This is a genomic window from Synechococcus sp. 63AY4M2, assembly GCF_002760475.1.
Taxonomy (GTDB): domain Bacteria; phylum Cyanobacteriota; class Cyanobacteriia; order Thermostichales; family Thermostichaceae; genus Thermostichus.
This window is the reverse complement of record NZ_AXUX01000001.1, coordinates 1,028,504-1,052,452: the sequence shown is the minus strand read 5'-3', so window position 1 is coordinate 1,052,452 and position 23,949 is coordinate 1,028,504. Positions and strand designations below refer to the sequence as shown.

24 protein-coding genes are annotated in these 23,949 nt (G+C 61.6%); 11 read left to right on the top strand and 13 right to left on the bottom strand.

Annotated elements, in window-relative coordinates:
* Positions 1-64: 64 nt before the first annotated feature.
* Positions 65-592 carry a class I SAM-dependent methyltransferase gene (locus tag SYN63AY4M2_RS04680; RefSeq protein ID WP_011429438.1) on the bottom strand — a complete coding sequence of 176 codons (528 nt, stop codon included), beginning with the start codon at positions 590-592 and terminating at the stop codon, positions 65-67.
* A 9-nt stretch (positions 593-601) separates the two neighbouring features.
* A complete protein-coding gene (locus SYN63AY4M2_RS04675) occupies positions 602-1,486 on the bottom strand; it encodes an arginase family protein (RefSeq protein ID WP_011429439.1) in 885 nt (294 codons plus the stop codon).
* Positions 1,487-1,717: 231 nt separating this feature from the next.
* Here SYN63AY4M2_RS04675 and SYN63AY4M2_RS04670 point away from each other — a divergent pair, with 231 nt between their 5' ends.
* Positions 1,718-2,143, top strand: a complete 426-nt coding sequence (locus SYN63AY4M2_RS04670) for a photosystem I reaction center subunit II PsaD (RefSeq protein WP_041438839.1) — start codon at positions 1,718-1,720, stop codon at positions 2,141-2,143.
* A 369-nt stretch (positions 2,144-2,512) separates the two neighbouring features.
* On the opposite strand, the gene SYN63AY4M2_RS04665 is transcribed toward SYN63AY4M2_RS04670, so the two are convergent.
* On the bottom strand, positions 2,513-3,121 hold the full coding sequence (locus SYN63AY4M2_RS04665) for a peroxiredoxin (protein ID WP_011429441.1): 609 nt from the start codon (positions 3,119-3,121) through the stop codon (positions 2,513-2,515).
* Between the two features lie 162 nt (positions 3,122-3,283).
* On the opposite strand from SYN63AY4M2_RS04665, the gene SYN63AY4M2_RS04660 reads away from it, so the two are divergent.
* Positions 3,284-3,520, top strand: coding sequence for a hypothetical protein (locus tag SYN63AY4M2_RS04660; protein ID WP_011429443.1), 237 nt, complete (start codon positions 3,284-3,286; stop codon positions 3,518-3,520).
* A 1-nt stretch (position 3,521) separates the two neighbouring features.
* Here the strand turns inward: SYN63AY4M2_RS04660 and SYN63AY4M2_RS04655 are convergent, their stop codons facing one another.
* Positions 3,522-3,779: a DUF1830 domain-containing protein gene (locus SYN63AY4M2_RS04655; RefSeq protein ID WP_011429444.1), complete on the bottom strand. Its 258-nt coding sequence runs from the start codon at positions 3,777-3,779 to the stop codon at positions 3,522-3,524.
* Positions 3,780-4,034: 255 nt separating this feature from the next.
* Between SYN63AY4M2_RS04655 and glpX the strand changes: the two genes are divergently transcribed.
* The 4 genes from glpX to typA all read left to right on the top strand — a co-directional run bounded on the left by glpX (position 4,035) and on the right by typA (position 8,825).
* Positions 4,035-5,078, top strand: coding sequence for a class II fructose-bisphosphatase (glpX, locus tag SYN63AY4M2_RS04645; protein WP_011429446.1), 1,044 nt, complete (start codon positions 4,035-4,037; stop codon positions 5,076-5,078).
* 318 nt (positions 5,079-5,396) lie between these two features.
* Entirely contained in the window at positions 5,397-6,692 is a 1,296-nt protein-coding gene (locus SYN63AY4M2_RS04640) for a glutamyl-tRNA reductase (RefSeq protein WP_099887240.1), read from the top strand.
* Between the two features lie 83 nt (positions 6,693-6,775).
* On the top strand, positions 6,776-6,883 hold the full coding sequence (locus SYN63AY4M2_RS04635) for a photosystem II reaction center protein Ycf12 (RefSeq protein WP_099812430.1): 108 nt from the start codon (positions 6,776-6,778) through the stop codon (positions 6,881-6,883).
* Positions 6,884-7,007: 124 nt separating this feature from the next.
* Positions 7,008-8,825: a translational GTPase TypA gene (gene typA / locus SYN63AY4M2_RS04630; RefSeq protein ID WP_099887239.1), complete on the top strand. Its 1,818-nt coding sequence runs from the start codon at positions 7,008-7,010 to the stop codon at positions 8,823-8,825.
* A 10-nt stretch (positions 8,826-8,835) separates the two neighbouring features.
* Here the strand turns inward: typA and SYN63AY4M2_RS04625 are convergent, their stop codons facing one another.
* The 4 genes from SYN63AY4M2_RS04625 to SYN63AY4M2_RS04610 form a co-directional block, all read right to left on the bottom strand.
* On the bottom strand, positions 8,836-10,944 hold the full coding sequence (locus SYN63AY4M2_RS04625) for a zinc metalloprotease HtpX (RefSeq protein ID WP_011429450.1): 2,109 nt from the start codon (positions 10,942-10,944) through the stop codon (positions 8,836-8,838).
* A 37-nt stretch (positions 10,945-10,981) separates the two neighbouring features.
* The gene (locus tag SYN63AY4M2_RS04620; protein ID WP_011429451.1) at positions 10,982-12,298 is read right to left on the bottom strand and encodes a competence/damage-inducible protein A; all 1,317 of its coding nucleotides are present in this window, start codon (positions 12,296-12,298) and stop codon (positions 10,982-10,984) included.
* Between the two features lie 121 nt (positions 12,299-12,419).
* Positions 12,420-12,914: a GNAT family N-acetyltransferase gene (locus SYN63AY4M2_RS04615; RefSeq protein WP_011429452.1), complete on the bottom strand. Its 495-nt coding sequence runs from the start codon at positions 12,912-12,914 to the stop codon at positions 12,420-12,422.
* 57 nt (positions 12,915-12,971) lie between these two features.
* Positions 12,972-13,259, bottom strand: a complete 288-nt coding sequence (locus SYN63AY4M2_RS04610; RefSeq protein WP_228375415.1) for a DUF6464 family protein — start codon at positions 13,257-13,259, stop codon at positions 12,972-12,974.
* A gap of 177 nt (positions 13,260-13,436) precedes the next feature.
* Here SYN63AY4M2_RS04610 and SYN63AY4M2_RS04605 point away from each other — a divergent pair, with 177 nt between their 5' ends.
* On the top strand, positions 13,437-14,519 hold the full coding sequence (locus SYN63AY4M2_RS04605) for an Mrp/NBP35 family ATP-binding protein (protein WP_011429455.1): 1,083 nt from the start codon (positions 13,437-13,439) through the stop codon (positions 14,517-14,519).
* Here the strand turns inward: SYN63AY4M2_RS04605 and SYN63AY4M2_RS04600 are convergent.
* The 4 genes from SYN63AY4M2_RS04600 to cysE all read right to left on the bottom strand — a co-directional run bounded on the left by SYN63AY4M2_RS04600 (position 14,516) and on the right by cysE (position 18,761).
* On the bottom strand, positions 14,516-14,884 hold the full coding sequence (locus SYN63AY4M2_RS04600; RefSeq protein ID WP_011429456.1) for a hypothetical protein: 369 nt from the start codon (positions 14,882-14,884) through the stop codon (positions 14,516-14,518). The genes SYN63AY4M2_RS04605 and SYN63AY4M2_RS04600 overlap by 4 nt on opposite strands.
* Positions 14,885-14,948: 64 nt before the next feature.
* The gene (locus SYN63AY4M2_RS04595; RefSeq protein WP_228375416.1) at positions 14,949-16,772 is read right to left on the bottom strand and encodes a BamA/TamA family outer membrane protein; all 1,824 of its coding nucleotides are present in this window, start codon (positions 16,770-16,772) and stop codon (positions 14,949-14,951) included.
* Positions 16,773-17,241: 469 nt separating this feature from the next.
* Positions 17,242-17,589 (bottom strand): hypothetical protein, encoded by a 348-nt coding sequence (locus SYN63AY4M2_RS04590; RefSeq protein WP_011429458.1) that lies wholly within the window; start codon positions 17,587-17,589, stop codon positions 17,242-17,244.
* 368 nt (positions 17,590-17,957) lie between these two features.
* A complete protein-coding gene (gene cysE, locus SYN63AY4M2_RS04585; protein ID WP_011429460.1) occupies positions 17,958-18,761 on the bottom strand; it encodes a serine O-acetyltransferase in 804 nt (267 codons plus the stop codon).
* A 183-nt stretch (positions 18,762-18,944) separates the two neighbouring features.
* Here cysE and grxD point away from each other — a divergent pair, with 183 nt between their 5' ends.
* Genes grxD through SYN63AY4M2_RS04570 form a run of 3 tightly spaced genes read left to right on the top strand, consistent with a single transcriptional unit; the run spans position 18,945 to position 19,987 of the window.
* Entirely contained in the window at positions 18,945-19,286 is a 342-nt protein-coding gene (gene grxD / locus SYN63AY4M2_RS04580; protein ID WP_011429461.1) for a Grx4 family monothiol glutaredoxin, read from the top strand.
* 8 nt (positions 19,287-19,294) lie between these two features.
* The gene (locus SYN63AY4M2_RS04575; protein ID WP_099812425.1) at positions 19,295-19,597 is read left to right on the top strand and encodes a BolA family protein; all 303 of its coding nucleotides are present in this window, start codon (positions 19,295-19,297) and stop codon (positions 19,595-19,597) included.
* A gap of 39 nt (positions 19,598-19,636) precedes the next feature.
* Entirely contained in the window at positions 19,637-19,987 is a 351-nt protein-coding gene (locus SYN63AY4M2_RS04570) for a phage holin family protein (RefSeq protein WP_099812424.1), read from the top strand.
* 409 nt (positions 19,988-20,396) lie between these two features.
* Here the strand turns inward: SYN63AY4M2_RS04570 and topA are convergent, their stop codons facing one another.
* On the bottom strand, positions 20,397-23,150 hold the full coding sequence (topA, locus tag SYN63AY4M2_RS04565; RefSeq protein ID WP_099812423.1) for a type I DNA topoisomerase: 2,754 nt from the start codon (positions 23,148-23,150) through the stop codon (positions 20,397-20,399).
* A gap of 200 nt (positions 23,151-23,350) precedes the next feature.
* Between topA and SYN63AY4M2_RS04560 the strand changes: the two genes are divergently transcribed.
* Positions 23,351-23,770 (top strand): VOC family protein, encoded by a 420-nt coding sequence (locus SYN63AY4M2_RS04560; RefSeq protein WP_011429465.1) that lies wholly within the window; start codon positions 23,351-23,353, stop codon positions 23,768-23,770.
* Positions 23,771-23,949: the final 179 nt, after the last annotated feature.

Sequence of the window (23,949 nt, the reverse complement as noted above, 5' to 3'; positions counted from 1 at the left end):
TTCCCCCCGTATACGGGGGATGAAAGGGGGGAGAACGCCAATCAAAGAGCTAGTTGAGGGCAGGCTAACGGTTGCCAGGGCCAGCCATATCTCGGTCTAGGTTGCAGCCATCTCCGATCGCCCTCTGGATAGGGTTGAGACGCCTTTGCCAGCTTTGCACCTGGGGATCCGGGCTGAGGCCGTGCTCGAGAAAAAACAGCTTGCCCCCCACCCGCAGCACCCGCCGGATTTCCCCCAAAGCCTTGGCCAAATCGGGGATGCTACACAGGGTCCAGGTGCTGACCACGCTGTCAAAACTCTGGTTCGAAAAAGGCAGCTCTTGGGCGTCCGCCACCAGCCAATCGACGGCGATGGAGGAAGCCGCGATGCGGCGGCGGGCCAGGGATCCCATGCCGGGGTTGGGATCTGCCACTGTAATTTTTTGAATGTGCTCTGGGTAGCAGGCCAGGTTGAGGCCGGTGCCAAAGCCGATCTCCAAGACCGCTCCCCGCACCTGGGCCAGAAGCTGCCGCCGATAGCTCTCCAGACGCTCGCTGGCCAGAGCCCAATCCAGCAACCTCGGAAAAAGCACCTGCCGGTAGAAAGCCTTCATAAGCCGGGCTCAAGAGGTTCGCGATCTATTTTCGGGCCGTTCGAGCGTAGCGGGGTTGGGGGCCAGCTTCAGGGAGTAGAGGCCGTAGCAGGCCAGCAGCCAATTGAGCAGGCGGGCCACCACGCGGGCGGTTGGCCGCGTCGCCGCTCCCACCGCCACTCCTCCCAAGGAAAGGCCGATCACAGGGCGGGCGGCGAAGATGGCCTCACAGGTTGTTAACAGTTGAAACCAACTCAGCCCCCCCGGCTCCGGGTGGTGCACCGCCGGCGCCAAAGAGGGATCCAGCACACTGCAGTCCACCACCAAAAACACCGGCTGCTCCGGCAAAGCCTCCACCACCTGCTGCGGATCCCAGCCATCCTGGGCCCAAAAGATCGGGCTGGCGTGGTTTTTCAGCCAGGCGTAGGCGCGGGCACTGCCGCTGCGCAGCCCCACATGCACCACCGGCAGCCTATGCTGGTAGAGCAACTCCACCCAGGCAGCGTTGCCATAGCCCATATCTTGCTCCGGCTGGGTCATCTCCTCGGGCGGCATCAGGTTGGCATGGGCGCTGCAATGCACCACACTCAGGGCGAGGTAGTGCTTCCAAAGGGCACGAATGGCTCCCCAACTGGCCGCCAAGACCGAAGGCAACAGCACCGGCCACTGTTGTCGTCGCCAAGCCTGAATAACCGCCGCCTCACACATGCCATAGGGCGGCTCATCCACCAGCCCCGGCAACTGCGCCACTGCTATCTCATCCACATTGATCCCCAACCGCGGCTCAAAAGCACACAGCTCAGCACCGGCGTTGAGGATGGCCAGCGGCGCCTGCGTATCTGGGCCAAAGGCAGTGGGAATGAGGACAACCCTGGCGTTGGACTGGGAACTGGGATGGAGGGACCACTGGGCCATGGGCGTCGTTCCTGTTGCAAACGTGGGGCTCTGCCGCCTGCTTCTATGGTGGCTCAGAGAGTAAGCCGGGATCCGCCCGCGCCAGAGCTGGATCTGCTACGAAAAATTACAGTTCGCCGGCAGATCTGGGGTCAAAAATCGGGCCGATGGTACATTCAAAGTGCTCCGCGCCTCAACCCCAAGCGCGGCCCAACAACGCAAACGACGACGAGAAGGTAGGCTATGGCTGTGATGGAAGGCGATCCCCGTCAGGGGGCAAAGTTGCCCCTATTCGGGGGATCCACCGGAGGGCTGTTGAGCGCAGCCGAAACCGAAGAAAAATATGTGATCACCTGGACAGGCAAGCCGGGGCAAGTGTTTGAAATGCCCACCGGCGGCGCCGCCGAGATGGTGGAGGGCAAAAACTACCTCACCTTCGCCCGCAAAGAGCAGTGCCTGGCGCTCGGCGCTCAGTTGATCTCCGAGTTCAAGATCAAGGACTACCAGATCTTCCGCATCCCGGCGGGTGGACAGCCGGAACTGGTGCATCCCAAGGATGGTGTCTTTCCCGAGAAGGTCAACGAGGGGCGCCAGCCCGTCGGCAAGGTGGATCACAACATCGGCAAGAACAAAGAGCCGGTTACCTACAAATTCACCAACGGGAAACCCTGGGACTAATTCCGGCGACCTTTGTCTTTCTGTCTTGTCGGATCCCCTGGCCAGCCCAGGGGATCTTTATTTGTTCGTCTCCACATTTGTTCGTCTCCACTGGCAACCGGTTTGAAAGGGTTCGGCGCTGTTAGCCCTCACCCCCGGCCCCTCTCCCCGAGGGAGAGGGGAGGCGGAAGGTCATGTTGAGAAGAGTCGGATCCTTTGTCGGGCTGCCTTTTGCTAAAAAAAAAGCTCCAGCAAAGCATACCTACACGGAACTGTCTAGAGGTGTCTTGACAGCGCCTTTACGAGTCCGTTTATGGACTACGTGAGAATCCCCCGCCTTCAGGCGGGGGAGTGTCAAAACCCGGGATCCCTGACAGGGCCTGGACAAGCCTACTTGGCAACCGCCGCGAAGAACTCCTTGGATTTCACCGGGTCGGGGTTCAGGGTTCTCTGGCCGGGCTGCCAGTTGGCCGGGCAAACTTCATCGGGGTGAGCTTGCACGTACTGGATGGCCTGCAGGGTGCGCAGGGTTTCATCCACGCTGCGGCCAAAGGCCAGGTTGTTGATGGTGGCGTGCTGGATGATCCCTTCCTTGTCGATGATGAACAGGCCGCGCAAAGCCACCCCTGCCGCCGGATCCAGGACATTGTAGGCGGCGCTGATCTCCTTTTTCAGGTCGGAGACCAGCGGATACCTCAGCTCGCCCACCCCTCCGGCTTTGCGGTCGGTCTGAATCCAGGCCAGGTGAGAGTACTCGCTATCCACCGAGACGCCGAGGATCTCCGTGTCCAGCTTGGCAAACTCGTCGTAGCGATCGCTGAAAGCCGTGATCTCCGTCGGGCAGACGAAGGTGAAGTCCAAGGGGTAGAAGAACAGCACCACGTACTTCTTGCCCCGGTAGTCGGAGAGCCTCACCGTCTTAAATTCCATGTCGTAAACGGCAGTGGCCGAAAAATCGGGAGCGGGCTGCCCCACCCGCAGACATCCTTCCTGAGACATCAGTCGACGCTCCTTACGGTAAAGTACAAATGTAAACTAAACCTAACATACCATACTCATAATGACTTTGTCTTACTGGCTGGCTAAGCTGGAGCGCCGCGATCCAGGGGATCCCCATTTCTTTCCGTTTTTCGGCTCTGCCAGGTCAGGGAGTCGGTTGCCATGAGGGTGGCGCTGCAGTTTCTCTACCACTTCTGTTGTGACCGCTGCCGGCGGTGGTGGAGAGGGGATCGCCTCTATTGCCCCTACTGTGGCTATCACAATTGCGTGGAGCGCATCGATACCTTTCGCGACGCCGCGCGAGGCAGTTGCCTCACCCGTCCTCCCGATGCCCCCTCTGCCGAGCTGCCCTGCGAGGAAACCGAGGCTCGGCCTCAGGAGCCGGGATCCCCAAGCTGATTCATCCGTTCACTGCATCTGCCAGCCTGTCCAGGTGGGGGTCAGCCTCAGGCAGTGAGGAGTCCAACAAACGGCGGCAGGGGTGGCGCTCTTCCAAAATGGTGGTAGAACAGCAGCAGCTATAAACCTCCAGGTAGTCGTCCGGCTCTGCCTCGAAAATGGCATACTGGCCGGGGAAGAGGGTGCGCTCCCAGTGGCCGGGAATTGTTCGGATGACCTGAACCTGCTGAGAACGGTTGACGAAAACGTATCTTTTCATTGCGTTTTTTTAATCGCCTTAAGAAAAACTTATTGGCTTTAAGCCAGGCTATCACTCTTGATCCCCAGCCGACAATAGCCAACGGGCAAGACGGGGATCGCTCTTTCTGCTTGACTTTGGCCGATTTGTTTTCTCAGCTTATGAAAGCTGAGGCAAGGGGATCCCGAGAAGAAGCCCGCCTGGTAAACTGAGGGGAAGAGTCTGAAGATATCCTTAATTGGCCTTCATCGTTCCGACATACCAAGGGGGCACGCCGTGGACAACAAGTTGGGGCTAGAGATCATCGAAGTGGTGGAGCAGGCTGCCATCGCCGCCGCCCGTTGGATGGGCAAAGGCGACAACAAGACCGCCGATCAGGTGGCCGTCGAGGCCATGCGGGAGAAACTGAACCAGATCCCCATGCGCGGCCGCATCGTCATTGGGGAGGGAACCCGCGATGAGGCCCCCATGCTCTACATCGGGGAAGAGGTGGGCATCTGTACGCGCCCGGACGCCGAGCAGTTCTGCCGCGTGGAAGAGCTGGTGGAAATCGATATTGCCGTGGATCCCTGCGAAGGCACCAACCTGGTGGCCAAGGGCCAAAACGGCTCCATGGCGGTGCTGGCCATCTCCGAAAAAGGCGGCCTTCTGCACGCGCCGGACATCTACATGCAGAAGCTGGCGGCTCCGCCCCAGGCCAAGGGCAAGGTACATCTCGACTATCCGCCGGAAAAGAATCTTCAGATTATCGCCGAAAGCCTGGATCGGGAGGTCTCCGATCTGACGGTGGTGGTCATGGACCGCAAGCGCCACGTCGATCTCATTCGCCAAATCCGGGAGGCGGGGGCGCGGGTAAAGCTGATTACCGACGGCGACATCTCGGCGGCCCTCTCGGCAGGCTTCAACGGCACCGGCATCCACGCCCTGATGGGGATCGGGGCAGCCCCAGAGGGGGTGATCTCGGCGGCGGCGCTGCGCTGCCTCGGCGCCCACTTCCAAGGTCGGCTGATCTACGACCCCGAGGTGGTGCAGGCGGGCACCTACCTGCCGCCGGTGGAAGAGACACGACGGCAACTGAAAGAACAGGGCATCGAGGATCCCGACAAGGTGTGGGAATGCGAAGAGCTAGCCAGCGGCAAGGAAGTCCTCTTTGCGGCCACCGGGATTACTGATGGCGACCTGATGCGCGGGGTGCGTTTCTTCGGCGGCGGGGCACGCACCGAGACCTTGGTGATCTCCAGCCAGTCGCGCACGGTGCGCTTTGTGGATACCATCCATATGAAAGACGGCCAACAGCCCCGCAGCCTGCAACTGCGCTGACGGATCCCCGGCCCGACATCTCCCTCGGCAAGGGCGGCTTTCCTCTGGCGAAGGTCGCTCTTGTCCTTTGGGAAGTTAAGAAATCTATCAGTCAGTCGCCCGAAAAAACGTAATAACTCTTCAGCAAAATCCTGCAAAACCGGCTCGATACTGTTCTTAGGGTTTAGGTAGGCTGAGAAAAGTTACCTAAGCTTGCTGCAGCCGAGACAAGGCAATCCCTTGACATCGGTCTTGCCTTCCTTGTCCTAGCTAGGTGAGTTTGCTTTTGTTCATAGTTTCTGTTTTTAATAACTGTTGCTGTACAGACGACGGAGAGGCATGTTTATCGCGGTTGTCGGTCTTAGCCATCGCACAGCTCCTGTGGAGATCCGGGAGCGCCTCAGCATTCCCGAGGCCGAGGTGGGGGAGCGGATCCAGCAGCTCCGTGCCCACCCCCACATTGAGGAAGCGGCGATCCTCAGCACCTGTAACCGGCTGGAGGTCTACATCGTCACTCCAGAAATGGAAAGTGGTGTCCGACAGACGATGCAGTTCTTGGCCGAGGCGAAAGGGATCCCGCTGCCCCAACTGCGCCCGCACCTGTTTACGCTGCTCTACCAGGATGCGGTGACGCACCTGATGCGGGTGGCCGCCGGGCTGGACAGCTTGGTATTAGGGGAAGGGCAGATCCTGTCGCAAGTGAAAAAAGCGCAGCAACTGGGCCAGGCCTGCAACGGCATGGATCGCATCCTCAACCGCCTCTTCAAGGCGGCCATCACCGCCGGCAAGCGCATCCGCACCGAGACGGGGATCGGCACTGGCGCCATGTCCATCAGCTCGGCAGCGGTGGAGTTGGCCTTGCAGGAGCAGGGATCCCTTTCTCAGGGCAAGGTGACCGTGGTGGGGGCGGGGAAAATGGCTCGCCTGTTGGTGCAGCACCTCTTGGCCAAAGGGGCGGTGGATATCACCGTGGTCAACCGCTCCTTGGAGCGGGCAGAAGCGCTGGCCAAGCAATTTGAGCAGCCAATTCAAGTATTGCCTTGGGAGTCGCTGCTGAGTAGCATAGCGGAGTCCAACCTGGTCTTCACCAGCACCGGCGCCACCCAGCCCATCCTCACCTACGAGCAACTGGCGGGGGTGCTGCAGCCGGATCAGCCGCTGCTGTTGGTGGACATCTCGGTGCCCCGCAACATCGATCCCGGCGTGGAAAAGCTAAGAGGGGTACAGGTGTTCAACGTGGATCACCTCTCCCGTATCGTGGAAGAAAACCGCGCCCAACGGCAAAAGCTGGCCCTGGCGGCCGAGGCCTTGATCGAAGAAGAGGTGGAGCAGTTCATGGAGTGGTGGCGTTCTCTGGAAACAGTGCCCACCATTTCCAGCCTGCGCCACAAGGTGGAGTCCATCCGCGAGCAGGAGATGGAGAAAGCTCTCTCCCGGCTGGGCAAGGACTTTGCCGAGAAGCACCTGGAGGTCATCGAGGCGCTCACCCGCGGCATTGTCAACAAGATCCTGCATGACCCTATGGTGCAACTGCGGGCCAAACGGGACATCGAGGCCCGACGGAAGGCGATGCAAATTCTGCAGGAACTCTTTAACCTCGATCCCATGCCCTTTCAGGCCCAGCAGGAGCGCTAGGTTTTAAAGAATTGCAACAGTCCCCTCATCTTCAGGCAACAGCGGACCTTAGGATACACAAGTAGGCTACGGGATTTGGGGCTATGTTCGGGCAATACGAAGTGTTCGTGCAGTTGGCGCTGCTTGCCTTGATTGTCTTGGCAGGGCCGGCGGTCATTTTGGTGCTTTACCTGCGCGGGGCTGATATGTGAGGCAAGGGTTGCCCGGTAGCGCTGGCAGGGCAACTCTCTCTGCGATGTAACACTTCTTTGCGCTAGAGTTGTAGAGGCACCCCCAGGAAAGGCTGGGGGTAAGTTTTTCTACGGATTGAGGGCTATGCCGATCCCTATCCGCAACATTGCCATCATTGCCCACGTTGACCACGGCAAAACCACCCTCGTGGATGCCCTGTTGCGCCAGGCAGGAGCCCTGCGGGCGGAAGGAGACATTCCCGCCTGCGTGCTGGATTGCAACGCCTTAGAGCGGGAGCGGGGCATCACCATCCTGGCAAAGAACACCGCCGTTCGCTATGGCGAAACCCTGATCAACATCGTCGATACTCCCGGCCACGCCGACTTTGGCGGGGAGGTGGAGCGGGTGCTGGGCATGGTGGAAGGCTGTCTGCTGATTGTGGATGCCAACGAGGGCCCGATGCCTCAGACCCGCTTTGTGTTGCGTAAGGCCTTGGAGAAGGGCTTGCGCCCAATCGTGGTGGTCAACAAAATTGATCGGCCTCAGGCCGAGCCCTACAAGGTCATCGACAAAGTGTTGGATCTGTTTCTGGAGCTAGGCGCTGACGAAGACCAGTGCGACTTCCCCTACCTATTTGCCTCGGGACTACGGGGTTTTGCCCTGGAAGAAGCTGACCTCAAAGCTTTCCTTGCAGGCAACTACAGCGGCCCTCTCGACATGAGGCCCCTCTTTGAGGCCATCCTCAAATACGTGCCGCCGCCAGTGGGGGATCCCGCCAAGCCCCTGCAACTGCAAGTCACGACACTGGAGCACTCGGAATACCTGGGCCGGATTGTGATCGGCAAGATCCACAACGGCACCATTCGGGTTGGGGATCAGTTGGCGGTGGTCAAAGAAGATGGGTCGATTGCCAAGGGCAAGGTAACCAAGCTGTTTGGCTTCCAGGGGTTGGAGCGCATTGAGCTAACAGAAGCCACTGCCGGCAATATTGTGGCCGTGGCGGGGTTTGCCGAGGCCAACATCGGCTACACCCTCACCTCTCCCGAAAACCCGCAGGCCCTGCCGCTCATTAAGGTGGACGAGCCGACGTTGCAGGTGATGATCTGCGTCAACGACTCTCCCTTTGCCGGCCAGGAGGGCACCTTTGTTACTTCGCGGCAATTGCGGGAGCGCCTGCTGCGGGAGCTAGAAACCAACGTGGCGCTGCGGGTGGAAGAAACCGACTCCCCCGATTGCTTTTTGGTCTCCGGGCGGGGCGAGCTGCACCTGGGCATTTTGCTGGAGACCATGCGGCGGGAGGGCTACGAGTTTCAGGTGGGGCAGCCGAAGGTGATCTTCCGCGAGGTAAATGGCCAGCCCTACGAGCCCTACGAGTGCTTGGTGCTGGATGTGCCGGAATCCACGGTGGGCGCCTGCATTGAACGGCTGGGGCAGCGGCGGGGAGAGATGCAGAACATGATGGTAGGCGCGGACGGACGGGCCCAGTTGGAGTTTGTCATCCCGGCCCGAGGGCTGATCGGCTTCCGCAGCGAGTTCATCCGCATTACCCGCGGCGAGGGGATCATGAGCCACAGCTTTTTGGAGTACCGTCCCCTGACGCCGGGGATCGAGACCCGCCGCAACGGCGTGCTGATCGCCTTTGAAGAGGGGGTGGCCACCACCTATGCCCTGAAAAATGCGGAAGACCGAGGGGTGTTCTTTATTACGCCAGGTACCCGCGTTTACAAGGGCATGATCGTGGGCGAGCACAACCGGCCGCAGGACTTGGAGTTGAACGTCTGTAAAACCAAGCAACTGACCAACCATCGCGCTGCCGGCGGGGAGGAGCTGGTGCATTTGCAGGCGCCGGTGGAGATGAACCTGGAGCGGGCGCTGGAGTACATCGGCGAGGACGAGCTGGTGGAGGTTACACCGAAGTCGGTGCGGCTGCGCAAGGCGCAGTTGACGGCCTCTCGCCGCTAGCGGTCGGCTCCTACCGTCGCAGGTAGAAGCGCAGGTTGGGAAAAGAGAAGGCCCCCCAGACGCCGAACAAGACGACTCCCAGGCCGAACAACGCCAGCCACAGGCGGGGACGGCTGTGGAGCTGCTGGGATCCCGCCTGGACGTAGGCCAGATCCACCCAGGCGGTGTTGCCGCGGCGGAACCAGCCCACCACCTTGACGCGCTGACCCATGAGGGCGCGGAGCCGCTTCAGGCCGGAAAAGACATTGCCCACCGGCCCCAGGGAAGAGGTGAAGCGCAGCGGCATCAGCCCAGTGGCATCTTGCAGCTTCAGCTCTGCCCCCAGTTGGTAGCCAGCCTGTCCCAGCCCCACCAATTCCCCCTCCAACTCCACCGGCTGGCTGCGGCAGGGATCCGCCTCGGGATCGGCCAGCAAGTGCAGCACATCGGTCGGCTGGGGCGACAGGGATCCGCGGTACATCAAGACCGCCTTGGATCCCAGGCCCAGGCCATAGCCCACCACCGCTGTTGCCGCAATCACCTTGGGATCGAGGCGATCTGGCAGCGCCAGATAGAGGATCAGCCCCAGGAGCCAGCCAATTACCATCCCGCTCACTTCGGCAGCATAGATAGCCAGATCCAGCCAGAAGCGGCTTTGCAGACGGGCCCCATCCAACTTGGGTCCGGATCCCAGGCTCAACTCTGGCAGCAGGCGCAGCCGTTGGGCATACCCCGCCAAGACCTGGAAGCGGTGCCCCAGCAACGGATGGCTGGAGTTGACCTGCATCCAGCGGGCCCAGGGGTTGAGCTGATCCCAGAGAAAGACTTGGCCGGCTTGGGCGGGATCCCGCAGGCGGCTGGCGGCACTGGCGGCGGCGGTGGTTTTGAAGTCCAAGAAGCTGAAGAGGCGGGTGCAGTGCAGCAGCGAAGAGGGGCGGCGGTCGTTTTTGTGGGCCTCCTGCAGGCCGGCAGCCGCTTTGAGCAGAGCGGCCATCAGACCGTTGGGATTGCCCGTCGCTTCCACTGCAAAATGGTCGGCGTGGTAGGTGCCGAGGCGACAGAGGAAAAACAGGGGATAGGAGAGCACCGTGTAGATCAGGTAGAGCAGCGGAGCCACATGCCCGATCAGATCCCGCCGCTTGTTTGCCAGTTGGCTCACCTGCTCCAGGGCCAAGTAAACCAGTTGAACGGGGGATCCCAGTAGGGTCAGGATCAAGATGTCGCCGTTGAGGATGCGCCCCAGGGCTTGGGCATAGACGGCGGCAATCTCATCCGGGGCAAGCTGCTGCAACAGGGCCTGGGTGACCACGATGCGGCCGCCGTCGGGAAGCGTGCCATAGACAAAAGCCAGCGGCCCCCCTTCCGGGATCACCCCCAGCCGAGGCAGTTTTAGCTGTTTTTGGGCGCAGAGGCGCTGCAGCAGACGGGCAGTCTCGGGACTGTGGCGCTCGATTTCCCCCAAGGTGGCCCAGCGCAGCTTGTGCAGCCGCCGGTGCAGGTGATCCATCAGCCAGGGGGCAAAAAACAAAAGGCCGACGCCAAAGTTGACCGCCAGGCTGCCGGCTACCAACCAGCGCAGGCCATTGCGCAGCCAGGGCAGCAACCCCTGCAAAAACCAAAGCTGCCGCGGAAAACTCAGCCGTCCGAAATCCAGGTGAGCGCCCACCAGCACAAAACTCAGCCACCAGAGGAACAGAATGCCCACCCCCAGGGATCCCCACTTGGCCCAGCGCAGAGGGCCGGCCCGCTCCGGCAGGGGGATCTTCAGGCCCAATTGACCGGCCCGTTGGCGGCTGGAGAGCGGCTGAGCCTCAGGAGCTGGCTCTGGGGAGGGTGGGGAAGCAGCGGGTTTTTCCACCGTTTGGGGCAGGCGGGGCAGGATTTTTTGGGCCCAGCCTCGCGCCTGCGGATCCGGGTGCTGCAGCAGTTCCAGACAAAGCGCCCGCGCCTTCTCCGTCTCGCCCAACTGATGGTAGGCCCGCACCAGGTTCATCTGGGCCTCCAGGGCTTGGCTGTCGGATGCGCCTGCTTCGCCCCGCTGGCGAGACTGCGCCAAGTAGGCCTCCAGCAGTTGGATGGCTTCTTGGAAACGGCCCTGCTGCAGCGCCTCCCTGCCGGCCTGAAGGGCATCGGGGGTCATCAGCCTGCTCCGAGATCTGCCTGCTCCCCCAGCTTACTCAAGGATTTGGCCTTGCTGAGGTGGATCCCCCCGAAAGGGGGTAGTGGAGCAAGCGCCGCCGCAGGCAATCCAGCGCCGTCTGGGCGCTCCACCAGCGCACCCCCTCTCGGCCCCGCAAGCTGCCGAAGCGGTACTCGTGGACTTCCACTTTCCCCTCCGGGTCGGCCAAGCCCAGATAGACCAGGCCAACCGGCTTGGTGGATGTTCCCCCCTCTGGGCCGGCAATGCCGGTAATGCTCAGGGCCCAGTCGGAGCCGAGGACTTGCTTGGCCCCCAGGGCCATCTGGGCCGCCACCGGCTCGCTCACGGCCCCGTGCTGCCGCAGCGTCTCTGGATCCACCCGCAAAAGCTGCTCCTTGATGCGGTTGTCGTAGGCAACAATCCCGCCGACAAAATAGCGGGAGCTGCCCGGGATCCCGGTCACCAATTGCCCCAGGAGCCCGCCGGTGCAGGATTCCGCCACCGCCAGCGTTTGCCCCCGCTGCAGCAGCAGCTCCCCCACCACGCTGGCCAAGGTGGCCTCGTCGCTGCCGAAGTAGTCTTCCCCAGAAACCTGTAAAATCTGCTCCACCACCGGGGCAATCAACGCTTCCGCCGCCTCGCGCGTGGGGGCGCGTCCGGTAACCCGCAGGCGCACCTCCCCCTGGCTGGCGTAGGGTGCCACGGTGGGATTTTCCCCCGCCAGCAGGGATCCCACCCGTTCGGCCAAGGTCGATTCGGGAATGCCCCAGTAGCGCAACACGCGGCTGTAGAACACCTCCTGGCCCCAGCCCAGGGAGCGCAAATAGGGCACAGCCGTCTCCTGCCACATCTGCTGCATCTCCCGCGGCACCCCGGGAAAGGTGAGGATGTGCAGGTCGGGCCGCGGCTGCCAGATGAGGCCACAGGCGCTGCCGACCGGGTTGGGCAGGACGGTTGCCCCCTGAGGCAAAAAGGCCTGCTTGCGGTTGCTGGGGGAGGGCTCCATACCTCGCTGGCCGTACTTCTGCCGGATCTCCTCCCAAACCTGCGGGTGCTCCACCATCTCCACCCCGAAGAAAGAGGCCAGCGCCGCGTGGGTCAGATCATCAGGGGTCGGCCCCAGGCCGCCGGTGATCAAAATCAAACGGGAGCGGTTGCAGGCCACCTCCAGGGCGTGGTGGATGCGGGCTTCGTTGTCCCCCACCACCGTTTGGTAATAATGGGGGATCCCCAGCTTGGCCAGCTCGGCTGCCAGATATTGGGCGTTGGTGTTGGTGATCTCTCCCAAGAGCAACTCTGTGCCAATGCAGAGGATCTCAGCCCCCTGGGGAATAGCGGTTTGCGGTGGGCTCATGCTTGGCCTTGAGCTCAGCTCAGCCGCAAGTATACAAGCATAGAGGTCTCGGCCCCCCTTCACGCCCTCAGATTTTTGGCTGGTCGTCGGCCATTCCGAATTGCGATCCCAGAAGACTTGCTCAAGCTCGCCAGGGATCCTCGGCCAGCCGAGCCAAAGCTTCCAAATCAGCACCCACCACGCGGTGCAGGATCCACTCGGGATGTGGCTTGGCGCCCAGGCGCCGGTAGAACTCCAATGCCGGCTGGTTCCAATCCAAAACCATCCACTCCAGCCGCCCGTATCCTTTGGCCACCGCCTCCTGGGCCACCCGCGCCAAGAGCGCCCTGCCGATGCCCCTGCCCCGGAACTCCGGCAACACGAACAGGTCTTCCAGGTAGATTCCCGGCCGGGTGAGGAAGGTGGAGAAATTGCGAAAGTAAAGAGCAAAGCCCACCGCCTGCCCTTCTACCTCCGCCAGCAACGCCGAAACGAAGGCCTCGGGGCCAAACAGATGCTGTCGCAGCAGCTCAGCGGATCCCGTTACCAAGTGGCTCAGCTTCTCGTACTCGGCCAAAGCACAAATGAGATCAAACAGAACGGGCGCATCCTCAGGGGTGGCAGGGCGGATTTCCATACTCTTGTCTAGATCCACACACGAATTCTGTAAGATACCCGCACGAGACCAGGGGGACTAACCTGTTGACCCCGCTCCTGGGTCGGTGGAGCTCTGGCAACGCGCGACGTAGTGGGGGCAGCGACAGGGGCCCAGGGGGTTCACAGCACAGGGCAGATAGGGCGAGCGAGAAAAGTAGCGGCAGGAGGGATCCCAACTCGAGGTGGGCTGCAGCTGGCGGGAGGGAGTGGGCTCATCCCAGCTTGAGGGGCGACGGGAGCCTCTCTTTTCCAGCAGAGGGAGCAACTGGGCCAAGAACGTCAGGCCCAACCACAAACCGACTCCCAGGATCAGCGCTGGCACCATTGCCCTCCTCCGTCGGCCAACAGCCTTGTCTTCCAACCAGAACCAGCCTAGGCCAGCCGGTTGGCAGAGGGCCAGCCTTGGCAGACAGTTTCGCAACTGTCCTGGTTAGCCAGCGAAGAGCCGGGAGAAAAAACGACTAGAGTGAGAAATGGAGCCGTTACCTCGTTTTTGAATGCCATGACCACCTCCACCCTCGATGCTGCCGCCATCCTTGAGGCGTTGCGCCCGGTTCAAGATCCGGAGCTGCGCCGCAGCCTGGTGGAACTGAACATGATCCGCGACATTCGCGTCGAGCCCAAGCGGGTGGCCTTTACCCTGGTGCTGACCACGCCGGCCTGCCCCTTGCGGGAATTCATTGTGGACGAGTGCAAAGCTGCCATCCGCCGCTTGGCCCCAGTTGAAGCCATTGATGTCACAGTAACGGCGGAAACCCCCCGCTCCCCTTCTCTGCCGGATCGCCAGTCTGTCCCCGGCGTGCGCAACATCATCGCCATCTCCAGCGGCAAGGGAGGCGTGGGCAAAACCTCCGTCTCGGTCAATGTGGCCGTGGCCCTGGCCCAGAGCGGAGCGCGGGTGGGGCTGCTGGATGCCGATATCTACGGCCCCAATGTGCCGCTGATGCTGGGCCTCCAGGATCGCTCTTTGTTGGTGCGCAAGCGGGAGGACGGCGGCGAAGACATCTTCCCCCTGGAAAATTACGGCGTCAAGATGGTGTCGATGGGCCTGCTGGTGGGGCGGGATCAGCCGGTGATCTGGCGGGGGCCAATGCTCAACGGCGTCATCCGGCAGTTTCTCTATCAGGTGCAGTGGGGGGAGCTGGACTATCTCATCGTGGATATGCCCCCCGGCACCGGCGACGCCCAACTGACCCTGGTGCAGGCGGTGCCCTTGGCCGGCGCCGTGATCGTCACCACACCGCAGTCGGTGGCCCTGCTGGATAGCCGCAAGGGCTTGAACATGTTTCGCCAGTTGGGGGTGCCCATCCTCGGCATTGTCGAGAACATGAGCTACTTCATTCCCCCCGACCTGCCGGATCGCCAGTACGACATCTTTGGCTCAGCAGGCGGAGAGACCACGGCCCGCGAGCTGGGTGTCCCACTGCTGGGGCGGATCCCGCTGGAAATTGCCCTGCGGCAGGGGGGAGATGCGGGCCAGCCCATCGTGGTCGGTCAGCCTGAGTCTGCTTCTGCCCAAGCTCTGCAGCAGATCGCCAAAACCTTGGCCGGCCGCGTCTCCATGCTGGCCTTGGGGGCCGGCTAGAAGCGCTCCGCTTCCACCAACGACACCCCGAAGCTGCGTCCTCCCAAGACAATGCCCTCTTGGGCCTTGCCGCGCACGGTTACGGTGCTGTTCATGGCCGGCAAGCCCTTGTCGGTGATGACCCAGAGGGAGCCGCTGCTGTCTTGGATCTCGTACACACCCTGGCCAAACACCCCTATCTGGTTGACCACGCGACCGCGGACGTACACATTGGTGTAGCGGGAAGGATTTTGTTCGATCTGGGCAATCGGGGTTGTGCCAATGCCTAAGCGCGCCAACGGCCCACATCCTGTCAGGGCTAGGCTGGCACAGAACAAGAGTACCAGGGATCCACCGCGGAACGATTGGCCGAGTTGCCGTTTCATGGGTTGCTTCCCTCACGAGCCCTTGCTCTCACCATAGCAAGCCGGCAGCAGATCCACCGCCAAGCTAGAACTTCTCGCCAATGCCAAAGTGCAGTTGAGGCCGGCCGGCCTCCCCTTGCCCGATGGCGTAGTCGATGCGCAGCGGCCCCAAGGGAGATTGGATGCGGATGCCGGCCCCCAGCCCCAAGCCGCTGCCCGGCTTGTTGCGCACCGCCGCCGGATTGCCGATGACCGCCGCGCCGCTGCCCAGATCGGTGCCGTAGTCGGCGAAGACCACCGCCCCCACCGGGTCGAACAGGGGGAAGCGCAACTCCGCCGTCGCCGTGGCAAAGCTGCGACCGGAGCCGACGCCGCCCTCAAAAAATCCCCGCACCGAGCTGCCCCCGCCGATGGGGAAAGCATCGTAGGGAGCCAAGTCGCCAATCGTGGTGCCCGCCCGCACGTCAAAAGCCAGCACCTGCGGTCGCTCGCTGCGCGTCTCGAACAGCTTGACGGGAATGAACTGGCTGTAGCTGGTCTCGAGGCGGTTGGCGTTGAGGCCGTTCTCCAACAGACGGACCGACTGTTCGGTGGAGAGGCGAAAGACGGATCCCTGGCTGGGGCTGTTGGGGTTGTCGCGGCTGTCGTGGACAAGGCCGAACCGCAGGGTGGTGTAGCTGTCTTGGCCGCTTGCGCTGAAGGTAATCGGGTTGCCCAGCACATCGAAGCGCTCCTGCTCGCCGTTGCTGTTGCGGGCTTCCACAAATTGGACGCGGGTGCCCAGGCTGGCCCGCCAATTGCCCCCAATGGGACGGGAGAAGGTGACGCCGCCGCCCAGCCGGTTGATGCGCACGGGATCCCCGTTGGGCAGGGTCAATCCCTCGTTGAAGACAAAGCTGGAGCTCTGCTGGTTGGCGATGTTGACGTTGTAGGAGGTGGGGATCTCCAGCGTGGCAATGCGCGGGTCGGTGAAGTTCAAATCGAACAGAGTTTCGTTGGTGCCCACCTGCACGTTGAAGCTGGCGCTTTGGTTGTTGCCGCCCAAGTTTTCTTCCGAGACGTTGAGGCCGGCAAAGACCCCTGTGGCCGAGCTGACGCCGATGGTGCCGCTCAAGGTGCCGGTGCGGCGCTCTTCCACGTTCACCACCACCACCACCTTGTTGGGATCCTGGCCAGGGTTGAGCCCAACATTCACATCTTGAAAAAGGTTAAGGTCGAAAACTGCCTGGAGATCCTTCTGGATTTGGTTGCGGTTAAACACATCCCCTGGCTTGGTCTTGAGCTCGCGGGTGATGATGAAGTCGCGGGTTCTGGTGTTGCCTTGAACGCGAATGTCCTCGATCTCCCCTTCGGCAATTTCCAGAGTGAGGGTGCCATCTTCGGAGGAGCGCACGTCGGTCACCTTGGCCAGCACGTAGCCCTTGTCGGCGTACCACTGCTCGATCTCGGCCACTGCCGCTTGCAGCTCGCCAAAGTTGAGCACCCGCCCTTCTTGATCGGCAAAGGCCTTCTTGAGCACCTCCGGATCCAGAACTTTTGCCCCTTCTGTGCGCACGGCTTTGAGGATCGGATTGGGCTTGACCTCAAAGGTAACCCGCACCCCCAGGGGCGTATCGGAGGGCACCGCCCGCACATCGGCAAAAAACCCAGTGGCAAACACAGCATTGATGTCTTCCCGCAGTTGGGAGCGAGTGGAGACCTCGCCGGCCCGCGTGCGAATAGCCTTGTAAACCTGCTCGATCAACTCTGGGTCGTCGGTTCCTTCCACCACCACTTCCGCTACCAAAACTTCTGGCTCGCCAGCGGCTGGGGTAGGTGTAGGGGAGGGTTGGGCGGGGGTATCGCCATTGGTGCGCAGATCCAGGGTGCCGGGCGGGGGAGCTGATTGCGCCCAAGCCGCGGATCGCATCGACAGACCGTTCGCGAAAGCGGTGCGTAGCACTACCCCACAGGCGAACACTGAAGCAAGCCGGAGTCCGAGTTGCTGGGAACGGTTCATAGGGATCCCTCACACACCGCCAAAATCCAAAGAGCTAAGTTGCAGAACTTCTTATTGCCCGGCAGCGGACAATTGCCCTGAATTATATCAACCCCGACCCGGGCAGAGCTGAGCATTGCCGCGAGCCGGATTGCGGGCTTGGGCAGTGTAAACTACCCGACTCCAACCGCTAGGCGGCACGAAGCAGGCTTTCAGTAGCCCCCAAAAGCGCAATCCCCTTGGCACCATCTACATCCTTTCCCCAGCCACAGGCCGAGTTGACATAACGGAGCGGCCCCCAGTCCCCCTTCGCCCCCCGTACACGGGGGGTGTGGGGGGTGGGGAGTCCAGTGCGGGGCTCCTGCGGCTTCTAGCTGAAGTACAAGCAGCAGCCTCTTCTTTACGGCAGGCGCAGGGATCCCTGGCAGCGCTGGCCACAGGCCTGGGGCTTGGCTGCCTCGGCGGACAGGTTGGCTTGGGAGTTGAGGATAAGAATTGTCATGGGGGCGGGGGGCGGTGAGGGGCTGCTGTGCCAACCCCACCTGCCGGCGAAGTGCCGCGTTGGGGCGCTGGGCACAACGAAGACGATGTTTTGTAGGACATTGCCTTGTAGAGGGGTGGCGCTGTTCTGTCTGCTGTCGAGGAGCACTGTTTGCTGCGGGAGGAGTGTCTGGGCCAGAGCGGCTGGAGCGGATCCCAAACTGAGCAGAGCTGCCAGACCAGAAAAGATGAGCTTGCTCGGCAACATCAGCCTTCCTCTCCAAAATGCTGGGACGCCGGCACCTTAGCTAGTTCCATCCAAAAAGCTCTATCGACTTGCCGCAAAAAAAGCTACGCTCTAGAGCAAAATTTCTCCTGGGCACAGAGAGCTTGCAGAAACGCCCTCCTCCTCTCAGGAAGCTGCAAAAAGGTTGTGGGCAAAAATTCTGGACAGCCCAATCGGGGTTGAGGGCAAACAGGCCGACTGGGCTCGAGGGGTTATCCCGGGCAGACAGCCAGACGGGCAAAGCTGAGCAGAACCGCCCTGGGTGCTGCCCCTTTTCCCAGGAGTTCTGAGCCGCCAACCTGCCCTACAGTTAGCCGGCACCAAGGATGCTCCCCGCCATAGCCGCAGCCTCATTCGCATCTGACCTGATCCTGGCGGTCCTGTTCCCGCTCTTGGTTGAGGCGGGCCACCTGGGCTTCCAGCTCTTGAATGCGGTGCAACAACTGCTCGATCGCCCGTCCCACTGGGTCAGGCATGAGGTGGTGATCTAGATCGATGCCATGGGCGGGGATGCGGCGTTGATGGGGTGGGATGACCGCTCGACCTGGGATCCCGACCACCGTCATGCCGGGGGCCACATCTTGAATCACCACTGCGTTGGCTCCGATGCGGGCTCTAGCACCGATGCGAACCGGCCCCAGGATCTTCGCCCCTGTGCCCACAATCACCCCATCTTCTAGGGTGGGATGCCGTTTACCTTTGGTCCAAGAGGTGCCCCCCAAGGTAACCCCGTGGTAGAGGGTGACGTCATCGCCAATTTCCGCCGTCTCCCCGATCACCACGCCACAACCATGGTCGATGAAAAAGCGCCGTCCAATCCGGGCTGCCGGGTGAATTTCGATCAACGTAAAGGAGCGAGAAATGAAACTGAGCAAGCGGGCCAGAAAAAAGCAGCGCCGTTTCCACAGCCAATGGGCGATGCGGTGCAGGAAGAGAGCATGTACCCCTGGGTAGGTGAGAAGCACCTCCCAGCGGTTGCGCGCCGCCGGATCCCGCTCGAAGACACAGTCGATGTCTTCCCAGAATTGCTGCCAGAACCCCAGTTTTGGCTCCGGCTTGGCAGAAGAGGGAGAATCACTCCCCCCTGTCTCGGGGCTTTCCACCGCCGACGGCAAGGACTTCGTCCCGCTAACACGAGAGGACTCTGTTAGCATGAATGGCCTCCGGTGAGAAACCTCCACTGCTTCCCCTTCTAGCACTTTTTGTTGTCAGCAGGGGGATCCCCCGCCAAGCTCCAGGATGCCTGTTGACGCTTTTCGTCAAAAGCAGATGAAAATGAGATCACGATAGGAGCCGAATTGGCCTGTCCCCTGTTGTCGCTAAACTGGCTGGCTACCATGCTGGATCCCCTTTTGGAAGAGAAAATCCGCAACCAGGTCCGCACGCACAAGGTGCTGATTTACATGAAGGGCACCCCAGAAATGCCCCTGTGTGGGTTTTCCTACGCCGCCGTTCGCATATTGGATAGCTTGGGCTTCCCCTACACGGCAATTAACGTGCTGGAGGATCCTGAGCTTCGCCAAGGGATCAAAGAGTTTTCCAACTGGCCGACCATTCCGCAGATCTATATTGACGGGGAGTTTGTGGGCGGCTGCGACATCCTCCAAGAGATGCACGCCCGCAACGAGTTGCGTCCCCTGATCGAGGCGGCTTTTGCCAAGGCCGGCACTCAATCTTAAAGGATCCCATGCTCACCTCGAACCGCCTTCGGCAGCTCTTGGCTGAGAAGCTGCAAGCCCTCTACGTCCACGTGGAGGACGAATCACACCGCCATGCCGGCCATGGGGAACGGCAACAGGGATCCGGGGGGCACTACCGCGTGCAGGTGGTGTCGCCTCTGTTTGCCGGCAAAACTTCTCTGCAACGGCATCGCCTGGTGTACGCCGCCCTGGCCGAGGAGATGGGGCAGAGTATCCATGCTTTGGCGTTGCAAACTTACAGCCCGGAAGAGGTGCCGACAGCCGGGATCCCTCACAATTGGATAGCATAGAGGGCGAAATGGCTGCCCCAGCGGGGTAAGGGAGGAAGTATGGCAGCTCTTTTGGCCACCTGGCTGATGTCGGCCTTGAGCGTGATGATTTTGGCCTGGCTTTTGCCCGGGATCCACGTCTCCGGGTTTGGAGGTGCCTTGGTGGCGGCGCTGGCCATTGGGCTAGTCAACAGCTTGGTGAAGCCGTTTCTGCAGTTGATCACCCTGCCGATTACAATCCTGACGCTAGGTTTGTTTTGGCTGATTTTAAACGGCATCTGCTTAGCCATTGCCGACTTTTTGGCCGGGGATGCTTTCAATATCGACAACTTTGGTTGGGCGTTTGTCGGCGCCATCGTGCTCTCCATCGTCAGCGGCTTGGTTCAGCGCGTCTTCGAGCAAGCCAGCTAGGCTTGAATTTCTCGTAAACTACCCGGCTCCGACCGCCCCCCCTACATCCCCCCTTGCGGGAGGGAGAGAGGCTGAGACGAGCTGCCCTCCAATGGAGCCGCCGAATCTCCCCGCGTCAGGATTACCGGTGAGAACTCTGTTCCGCTTGGGCGAGCAGCAGCGGCGCCTACCGTTGGGGTCTACGGCCCGCTAACCCAGGTGGGTCTCCCCAGTCGTTGGCTGGAGCACTCCGCGCCGAGTCATGCGAGGCCGAGTCAGTTCCCCTATGCCCCACGGTACTGGGCAGCTTCAAAGACCAAAACCTTGAACCTGCGTCTTTAGGGCCTACGGCCCGCCAAAGGCGAACCGCGCAGCGGTAGGACGGGGCTTTGGACCCATTTTTTGGGGTAACAAGCTGGAGAAACGGTTCTCAGGCCCGCGCTTTGGGAGTGACCTCTAGGATGGTGGGACGGGATCCCGTTTGGGCCGTCTCTTGAACATGGCTCGCCTTGGCCGTCCCATTGCTGCTAGGGCGGCTTTGCGAGGTGCGCTCCTTTTGGGATCCTGCCGACGGGACAGCTCCCTCAGCCTTCCTGGCCGTGGTGCTGGCTTTTGCCTGCGCCTTGCCGGTTGAGCGACCCTTCCCTTTGGCGGAGGAACCCAGCAACTCCAGCGCCATCTCCAGCGTCACGGCTTCCGGGGAGAGATCTTTGGGCAGTGAGGCGTTTACCTTGCCGTGCTTGACATACAGACCATAGGGGCCGTCGTGCAAGGTGACCGGCTCGCCATCCTCAGGATGGGATCCCAGCTCGCGCAGGGGCTTGGCCGAGCCGCGCCCACGGCCTTTTTTGGGCTGGGCCAGCAGCTCTAGCGCCCGCTCTAGGCTGATGGTCAGCACATCCTCATCGGCAGGCAGCGAGCGGAAATCCCCGTCGCAGACCACGTAGGGGCCGAAGCGGCCAATGCCGGCCTGCACCTTTTTCCCCGATTCCGGGTGCTCCCCCAACGTGCGGGGCAGGCTGAGCAGCCCCAGGGCAATCTCAGGGGTGACCTGCTCCGGCTTCAGCCCTTTGGGCAGGGAGGTGCGCTTGGGCTTTTTGTTCTCCTCCGACACCTCTCCCAACTGCACATAGGGGCCGTAGGGACCCTGGGGAATTACGTAGACCGGCTCTTGGGTTTCCGGGTGGAAGGCGATGGGCTTGGGACCTTCCTGCTTGCGCCGGATGAGCTCCTCGATGTGTTCGGCGCTGAGATCGGCGGGGGGAATATCCTCCGGCAGGTTGGCGCGCACCTCTCCTGATTCAGTCTCTACCGACACATAGGGGCCGTAGGGGCCGATGCCGATCTTGACGGGCAGGTTCTCCAGGTAAATGGAGCGGGCCAGGCCGGAGTCGATTTCCAACTCGCGCGCCTTCACCTGGCCTTCTAGGCCCTGCTCGCCCAGGAAGAAATGGCGCAAGTAGGGCAACCAGTCTGCCTGGCCAGAAGCGATGTCATCGAGGGTTTGCTCCATCTCGGCAGTGAAGCGGGTGTTCACCAGGTTGGGAAAGTATTTTTCCAGCAGCTCGGTCACCGCAAAGGCGGTGTAGGTGGGCACGAGGGCGTTCCCCATCGACCTGACGTAGCCGCGGCTCATGATGGTGTTCAGGATGGTGGCGTAGGTGCTGGGGCGGCCAATGCCCTCGCTTTCCAACACCTTGACCAAGGATGCTTCCGTATAGCGAGGCGGCGGCTGGGTTTCGTGGCCCACCGGCTCCAACTGCAGGCAGCTCAAGGGATCCCCCTGCCGCAACAGGGGCAGATGCACTTCCCGATCTTCCAAAGCCGCCTCTGGGTCGTCGGATCCCTCCACATAGGCGCGGAAGAAGCCGGGAAAGTCAATGCGCTTGCCGCTGGCCCGAAACACCGCATCGTCCACCGCGATGAGCACGATGGTGTGGGTCTGCCGCGCCTCGGCCATTTGGCTGGCGACAGTGCGCTTCCAGATCAGGTCGTAGAGGGCCAGCTCCTGCCCTGTGAGGGGGGTTTGGCTGGGCAGGCGAAACTCCGAGCCGGCGGGACGAATGGCCTCGTGGGCTTCTTGCGCCCCTTTGGTTTTGGTGGTGTACTGCCGAGGTTCGGGGCTGAGGTACTCCTTGCCGTACATCGACTCCACGCAGGCGCGGGCGGCGCGGATGGCCTGTTCCGACAGGTGTACCGAGTCGGTGCGCATGTAGGTGATGTAGCCCTCTTCGTAGAGCTTTTGGGCGATGCGCATCGTCTGCTGAGCCGACAGGCGCAGCTTGCGGTTGGCCTCCTGTTGCAGCGTGGAAGTGGTGAAGGGAGGGGCGGGCTTGCGGGTGGAGGGGCGTTCTTCGACCGAGCTGACGACCCAAGCTTTCCCCAGCAGGCGATCCCGTAGGGCCTCGGCCTGGGCTTGATCCAACAGCACCACATCCCGTCCGGCTATGAGCTGCCCGGTGCTGGGATCGAAGTCTTGCCCGCTGGCCAGACGTTTGCCGCCCAGGCTCACCAGCTCTGCCGGGAAAGAGGCCGCTTGGCTTGCTGTCCTCGGTTGCAAATCCGCTTTCAGATCCCAGTAGGTGGCTTTTTTAAAGGCGCGACGCTCCCGCTCCCGATCCACCAAGAGCTTCACCGCCACCGACTGCACCCGACCTGCCGAGAGTTTGGGGGCAATTTTTTTCCACAGCAGCGGCGACAGAGTGTAACCCACCAGGCGATCCAAGATGCGGCGCGTCTCTTGGGCCCGCACCAGTTGCTCGTCCACCTCACGGCAATTTTGCAGCGCCTCCTGAATGGCCTCGCGGGTGATCTCGTGGAACACCATGCGGCGGGTGGGCACCTTGGGCTGCAGCACCTGTTGCAGGTGCCAACTGATACTTTCCCCCTCCCGGTCTTCGTCAGTGGCCAGAATTAGCTCGTCGGCTTTCTTAAGCGCCTCCTTCAGCTGTTTGACTACCTTTCTTTTGTCCTTGGGGATCACGTAGAGAGGCTCGAAGTTGGCGTGGACATTGACCCCGAGACGGCTCCACTCTTCTCCCTTCACCTCTTCGGGAATGTCAGAGGCCGACTCCGGCAGATCGCGTACATGTCCCATCGAGGCTTGCACCTCATAGCCGGCGGGCAAGAAGCCGCGGATGGTACGGGCTTTGGTGGGAGATTCGACAATGACCAGCTTGGGCATGATGATGTTGACTAGAAGGAATCGACTGAAGGTGGTGAGCCTCCCGACCCAGGGGTGCGGCGGATCGGCGCCCACAATCGGGTCTACCTATGGATCTATCGCTACTTCTTCTGGAGCCTAGCAAGTCTGCTTGTGCTTGGCTAGCGATCCTGGGCGGTTGACCTGGGCAGTCTGCTCCTATTCGACCTCTTAGCACAACCATGAAGCTGCATCACTTTTCCATTCGCACCGCCGATATTTTTCGCTCCATCGCCTTTTACGAGGGTCTGGGCTTTGTGGTGGAAGAACGGTTTACCGCTGGGATCACCTTAGCCTGCTGGATGCTCAGCCCCTGGGGTCGCCTGGAGCTGATGCAGGTGCCGCAGCCCCATCCTGCGCCGGATCCTTTCGGGGATCCCCACTATGTGGGCTACTACCATCCCTCTTTGGAGATCGGCCCTGAATGGGGATCCCTGGCCGACTATCTACAGCATCTGGAGGCACAGGTGCCCCTTACCTTGCTGTTGCCGCCGCAGTGCCAGCAAATTGGCGGCCAAGTCTATGAGGTGGCGTTCATCGCCGATCCCGATGGCCTGCCGATCGAACTCATCCGCCCCCAGGGATGCCCAGGATCAGAATAAGGTTTGCCCCGACGCAGGGATCCAGGAGATATCTCCTCAATTGACGGAACGGGTGGAGGCGGTCGCTCTCTCTAGCTGGGCTGGCCCTTAAGGATCCCAGCGCTAGAGGCGTTCCTTGATGGGCCAGCCAAAGTGGCAGGGGCAGAACCAGCGCCCAGTCCGGCGCCTGCGCCGAGAAG

Excerpts from the sequence above, each read along its gene's own strand:
- SYN63AY4M2_RS04575 (WP_099812425.1), top strand. The coding sequence starts at position 19,295 with ATGCTCACCTCGAACCGCCTTCGGCAGCTCTTGGCTGAGAAGCTGCAA.
- SYN63AY4M2_RS04610 (WP_228375415.1), bottom strand. The coding sequence starts at position 13,259 with ATGGTGCCAGCGCTGATCCTGGGAGTCGGTTTGTGGTTGGGCCTGACG.
- SYN63AY4M2_RS04600 (WP_011429456.1), bottom strand. The coding sequence starts at position 14,884 with ATGAAACGGCAACTCGGCCAATCGTTCCGCGGTGGATCCCTGGTACTC.
- SYN63AY4M2_RS04620 (WP_011429451.1), bottom strand. The coding sequence starts at position 12,298 with ATGAGCCCACCGCAAACCGCTATTCCCCAGGGGGCTGAGATCCTCTGC.
- SYN63AY4M2_RS04635 (WP_099812430.1), top strand. The coding sequence starts at position 6,776 with ATGTTCGGGCAATACGAAGTGTTCGTGCAGTTGGCGCTGCTTGCCTTG.
- SYN63AY4M2_RS04675 (WP_011429439.1), bottom strand. The coding sequence starts at position 1,486 with ATGGCCCAGTGGTCCCTCCATCCCAGTTCCCAGTCCAACGCCAGGGTT.
- SYN63AY4M2_RS04640 (WP_099887240.1), top strand. The coding sequence starts at position 5,397 with ATGTTTATCGCGGTTGTCGGTCTTAGCCATCGCACAGCTCCTGTGGAG.
- grxD (WP_011429461.1), top strand. The coding sequence starts at position 18,945 with ATGCTGGATCCCCTTTTGGAAGAGAAAATCCGCAACCAGGTCCGCACG.
- SYN63AY4M2_RS04670 (WP_041438839.1), top strand. The coding sequence starts at position 1,718 with ATGGAAGGCGATCCCCGTCAGGGGGCAAAGTTGCCCCTATTCGGGGGA.
- SYN63AY4M2_RS04625 (WP_011429450.1), bottom strand. The coding sequence starts at position 10,944 with ATGACCCCCGATGCCCTTCAGGCCGGCAGGGAGGCGCTGCAGCAGGGC.
- SYN63AY4M2_RS04660 (WP_011429443.1), top strand. The coding sequence starts at position 3,284 with ATGAGGGTGGCGCTGCAGTTTCTCTACCACTTCTGTTGTGACCGCTGC.
- SYN63AY4M2_RS04595 (WP_228375416.1), bottom strand. The coding sequence starts at position 16,772 with ATGCGATCCGCGGCTTGGGCGCAATCAGCTCCCCCGCCCGGCACCCTG.
- SYN63AY4M2_RS04680 (WP_011429438.1), bottom strand. The coding sequence starts at position 592 with ATGAAGGCTTTCTACCGGCAGGTGCTTTTTCCGAGGTTGCTGGATTGG.
- SYN63AY4M2_RS04665 (WP_011429441.1), bottom strand. The coding sequence starts at position 3,121 with ATGTCTCAGGAAGGATGTCTGCGGGTGGGGCAGCCCGCTCCCGATTTT.
- SYN63AY4M2_RS04655 (WP_011429444.1), bottom strand. The coding sequence starts at position 3,779 with ATGAAAAGATACGTTTTCGTCAACCGTTCTCAGCAGGTTCAGGTCATC.
- typA (WP_099887239.1), top strand. The coding sequence starts at position 7,008 with ATGCCGATCCCTATCCGCAACATTGCCATCATTGCCCACGTTGACCAC.
- topA (WP_099812423.1), bottom strand. The coding sequence starts at position 23,150 with ATGCCCAAGCTGGTCATTGTCGAATCTCCCACCAAAGCCCGTACCATC.
- SYN63AY4M2_RS04590 (WP_011429458.1), bottom strand. The coding sequence starts at position 17,589 with ATGTTGCCGAGCAAGCTCATCTTTTCTGGTCTGGCAGCTCTGCTCAGT.
- SYN63AY4M2_RS04560 (WP_011429465.1), top strand. The coding sequence starts at position 23,351 with ATGAAGCTGCATCACTTTTCCATTCGCACCGCCGATATTTTTCGCTCC.
- cysE (WP_011429460.1), bottom strand. The coding sequence starts at position 18,761 with ATGCTAACAGAGTCCTCTCGTGTTAGCGGGACGAAGTCCTTGCCGTCG.
- SYN63AY4M2_RS04605 (WP_011429455.1), top strand. The coding sequence starts at position 13,437 with ATGACCACCTCCACCCTCGATGCTGCCGCCATCCTTGAGGCGTTGCGC.
- SYN63AY4M2_RS04615 (WP_011429452.1), bottom strand. The coding sequence starts at position 12,914 with ATGGAAATCCGCCCTGCCACCCCTGAGGATGCGCCCGTTCTGTTTGAT.
- SYN63AY4M2_RS04570 (WP_099812424.1), top strand. The coding sequence starts at position 19,637 with ATGGCAGCTCTTTTGGCCACCTGGCTGATGTCGGCCTTGAGCGTGATG.